Origin of the sequence: Lutibacter sp. (assembly GCF_040883305.1) — a bacterium.
Classification (GTDB): domain Bacteria; phylum Bacteroidota; class Bacteroidia; order Flavobacteriales; family Flavobacteriaceae; genus Lutibacter.
Genome location: NZ_JBFLKT010000313.1, coordinates 1 through 3982, shown reverse-complemented (window position 1 = coordinate 3982; position 3982 = coordinate 1). Strand labels below are relative to the sequence as shown.

The 3982-nt window shown below is 28.5% G+C and carries 4 protein-coding genes and 1 pseudogene; 2 read left to right on the top strand and 3 right to left on the bottom strand.

Translation table 11 applies throughout. The features are described from left to right. Positions 1–32 precede the first annotated feature (32 nt). Positions 33–173 carry a hypothetical protein gene (locus tag AB1Z17_RS09990; RefSeq protein WP_188703955.1) on the top strand — a complete coding sequence of 47 codons (141 nt, stop codon included), beginning with the start codon at positions 33–35 and terminating at the stop codon, positions 171–173. Here AB1Z17_RS09990 and serS read toward each other — a convergent pair. The 3 genes from serS to AB1Z17_RS09975 form a co-directional block, all read right to left on the bottom strand. Then, positions 166–1440: a serine--tRNA ligase gene (serS, locus tag AB1Z17_RS09985; RefSeq protein WP_368051658.1), complete on the bottom strand. Its 1275-nt coding sequence runs from the start codon at positions 1438–1440 to the stop codon at positions 166–168. The two genes, AB1Z17_RS09990 and serS, sit on opposite strands and share 8 nt — an antisense overlap. A 61-nt stretch (positions 1441–1501) precedes the next feature. Next, positions 1502–2023 (bottom strand): hypothetical protein, encoded by a 522-nt coding sequence (locus AB1Z17_RS09980; protein WP_368051657.1) that lies wholly within the window; start codon positions 2021–2023, stop codon positions 1502–1504. A 9-nt stretch (positions 2024–2032) separates the two neighbouring features. Continuing rightward, entirely contained in the window at positions 2033–2971 is a 939-nt protein-coding gene (locus tag AB1Z17_RS09975; RefSeq protein WP_368051656.1) for a bifunctional riboflavin kinase/FAD synthetase, read from the bottom strand. 211 nt (positions 2972–3182) lie between these two features. On the opposite strand from AB1Z17_RS09975, the pseudogene AB1Z17_RS09970 reads away from it, so the two are divergent. Further along, positions 3183–3982 (top strand): annotated as a pseudogene (locus AB1Z17_RS09970) (hypothetical protein); the annotation flags it as partial.

The window sequence follows — 3982 nt, the reverse complement described above, 5'->3', positions numbered from 1 at the left end:
GTGACATTTAAAAAACAATAAATATAAACACAATGAAAGAATTAATCAAACAATACGAAACTGCAAAAAAGAAATCTTTAAAATTCATGAAGAAAGGACAAATCAATAAATACTTTGATGCCTTAATTGAAATGAATCATTACAAAAAAATGATAACAGTTAGTGCTAATTAATTAGTTCAAATCCGCAATATGGCACCAAAGCTTTCGGAATTTTAATTCCTTCAGGTGTTTGGCAATTTTCTAACAAACCTGCCAATATCCGTGGCAATGCTAAAGAACTACCATTTAAAGTATGTGCTAATTCACTTTTACCTTCGCTATTTTTAAAGCGAAGTTTTAAGCGATTTGCCTGAAATGCTTCAAAATTAGAAACAGAACTAACTTCTAACCAACGATCTTGTGCGGTTGAAAACACTTCAAAATCGTAAGTTAATGCTGCTGTAAATCCAATATCGCCACCGCATAAACGTAAAATTCTAAATGGTAAATTTAGTTCTTTTAAAATTCCTTTTACGTGATCTACCATAGTGCCTAAAGCTTGGTAAGATTTAGTTGGATGTTCAATTCTAACAATTTCAACTTTATCGAATTGATGTAATCTATTTAAACCACGCACATGAGCTCCGTAAGAGCCGGCTTCGCGTCTAAAACAAGGCGTATAAGCAGTATTTAAAATTGGAAAATCACCTTCTTTTAAAATTACATCTCTATAAATATTTGTTACAGGTACCTCTGCTGTAGGAATTAAATACAAATTATCTTGTGCATCGTGGTACATTTGCCCTTCTTTATCTGGCAATTGCCCGGTTCCAAATCCAGAAGCTTCATTTACTAAATGCGGCACCTGAACCTCGTTATAACCAGCTTCGGTATTTTTATCTAAAAAATAATTGATTAATGCACGTTGTAATTTTGCGCCTTTTCCTTTATATACTGGAAAACCTGCTCCTGCAATTTTATTTCCAAGTTCAAAGTCAATAATATCATACTTTTTTGCTAATTCCCAATGAGGCAAAGCACCTTCGTGCAATACTGGAATTTCTCCTTCTTGCAATACATTTAAATTGTCTTCTTCTGAAGAACCTGCAGGAACAATATCATTTGGAATATTAGGAATTAAATACAACAATTCTTGTAATTCTATTGCTTTATTTTGAAGGCTTTCTGTTAAATCTTTAGATTTTTCTTTTAATAAAACCGTTTTTTGTTTTAAAATTTCAGCTTTTGAACGTTCGCCTAATTTAAATAATTGCCCAATATCTTTTGATAATTTATTAGATTCTGCCAAAACCGCATCCAATTCGGTTTGAATTGCTCTCCTACTTTCGTCGGCAGCAATGGTTTTTGCAACCAAATCAGCAGCGTTTTTTAAATTTCTTTTTTCTAAACCTTTTAAAACAGCTTCTGTGTTTTCTCTAATAAATGCAACTTGTAACATTGTTCTTTCCTTTTATTGAATGGCAAATTTAATAAATTGCTGATAAAAGGAACTAAATAGTTTAATTTGATTTTAAAGAAATAGTTGCTGAAATTTCTGAAATTATTTGAGGTACTTCAGAAACCTTGAAATTAAAGTCGATATTGAATGAATTTTTATCGTTTTTAGTAAGCTTAAAATCGCCATTTTTTATTGCAAAATAACCTGTTTCTCCTTTGCAATAACACAATCTACCAAAATATAATTTTATATCTTGAAGGGCTTCATTGGATAATTTAATTGGAGCTATAGTTGTAGGTAATTCAGCATATACAATTTCGATATAATTACCATCTTGTGTATTTGGAATTTCATTTCTTTTGTAGGTATATTTTAAAATTGTTTTATCACCTTCCGAAATAACTGGATACAATATGCCAATATTATCCTTTTCAAAAACAATAGTTTTATTAGGAATTAGCTCAATAGAACAAGTACCATTTTCTGGACAGGTTGTTACTTCTTGGTTTATATGTTGACTTACCGTATAATTAGATTTACAAGAAATCATAAACATCATACATACTATTAAAATTGTTCTCATAATTTATATTCATTCAAAAAGAATGCCGTTAATATAATTTTCACTTGTTTTTTTATCTTTTGCCAATTGATTCTTTAAAGCTTCAACAGAATTAAATTTTTGTTCTTCTCTTAAAAATTTCAACACTTCAATTTGAATTTTTTTACCATAAATTCGAGAATTAAAATTAAAAAAATGAATTTCAATAGTTTGGTTTACACCGCTAACTGTTGGTCTAAAACCTATATTCATCATTCCAAAAACAACTTTATTTTGGATGTTAGATTTTACGATATATGCGCCTGTTTTTGGGATTAGTTTATAGGTTTCTGAAATATGTAAATTAGCTGTTGGAAATCCAATTTTTTCACCTAAATTTTTTCCTTCAACCACAATACCAGTTAACATAAAGTTGTAACCCAAATAGCTGTTTGCTTTTACTATTTCACCTTTTTCAATAGCATTTCTAACTTTTGTAGAACTAACCGTTATATCACTAATTTCTTTTTGAGAAATTTTTTTCACCTTAAAATTATAGGTGTGGCCATACTCTTGTAATTGTTCAAAATTACCTTCTCTATTTTTTCCAAAATGATGATCGTAACCAATTACTAATCTCGAAATATTTAAAGTATTTACTAAAATATTTCTTACAAACTCTAAGGCCGATAGTTTTGCAAATTCCAAAGAAAATTCGTGTATTACTAAAATATCTAATCCTAAATTTTCCAGTAATTCTGTGCGCTCTTCAATGGTATTAATTAATTTAATATCTAAATCTTTTTGCAATACCATCCGTGGATGCGGAAAAAAAGTAAGCAATACTGCTGTAGCATTATTATTTTTAGCACTTTTAATTAATTTTTTAATCACCTTTTGATGTCCGATATGAACACCATCGAAAGTACCAATGGTAACAAAAGTTTTATTGGTTGATTTAAAATTAGATAAATTAGTGAAAATTTTCAAAATTAGAAAACTAAATTAAGTGTTATAAAGTGGCAAAAATACTTTATTTAATTAAATATAAGTTAAATCTAATAATTAAAAGGCATTATAATTGTGTTCAAATTATTATAATTTATATTTGTAGGTTGCCAATAAATAAAAAAACATACGCATGAGATATATTAATATTAGATTTTTTTTGCTCTTTATTTTTTTTACAAGCCAGTATTTTATGGCTTCTGCTCAAAAATCGACTAATATTTGGTCTAAAAAATCTATATCAGAAAAAAATTCATCTTTAAAAATAGCGCGAAAATCTATACCAAAAAAATATAAAGTATATGATTTAGATTTAGAATCGTTAAAAAATAAATTAAAAAACGCCCCAAAAAGAAAAGATGGTTTAAAAAATTCTAATGTTATTTTAAATTTTCCAAATAGTAATGGAGAGTTAGAAAACTTTCAAATTTTTGAAACTCCTATTCTAGCAGAAAATCTTCAAAAAAAATATCCAAATATAAAATCTTATATTGGTACTAGTTTGAACAAATCTGGCACAACCATTCGGTTTAGCGTTACTGCAGCAGGTTTGAATGCTATGACCTTAAAAAATGCTTATGAATCAACTTTTATTGATCCTTATACTAAAAATAGAAAATCTTATTTAGTTTATAATAAATCTGATGCACCAACACCAGAAGAAGACTTTGTCTGTAAATTTGACGATTACAATTCTGCTAATAAGACTCCTAATAATCTAAATCAAAATACATCTGCTAAAGTTGAAAATGCAAATGATGGTAAATTAAGGACTTATAGGCTGGCAGTTGCAACTACTGGAGAGTATGCCCAATTTCATCTTACACAACAAGGTGTAGCTGAAACCGAAACAGAAGCTGTTAAAAAAGGGGCTGTTTTATCGGCTATTGCAACAACAATGACACGTGTTAATGGTATTTTTGAAAGAGATGTAGCTTTAACCATGGTTTTAGTTGATAATAATACAGATATAATTTTTTTAGATGGAGTAAT

Coding starts and splice junctions, on each gene's coding strand:
- AB1Z17_RS09990 (WP_188703955.1), top strand. CDS start 33: ATGAAAGAATTAATCAAACAATACGAAACTGCAAAAAAGAAATCTTTA.
- serS (WP_368051658.1), bottom strand. CDS start 1,440: ATGTTACAAGTTGCATTTATTAGAGAAAACACAGAAGCTGTTTTAAAA.
- AB1Z17_RS09980 (WP_368051657.1), bottom strand. CDS start 2,023: ATGAGAACAATTTTAATAGTATGTATGATGTTTATGATTTCTTGTAAA.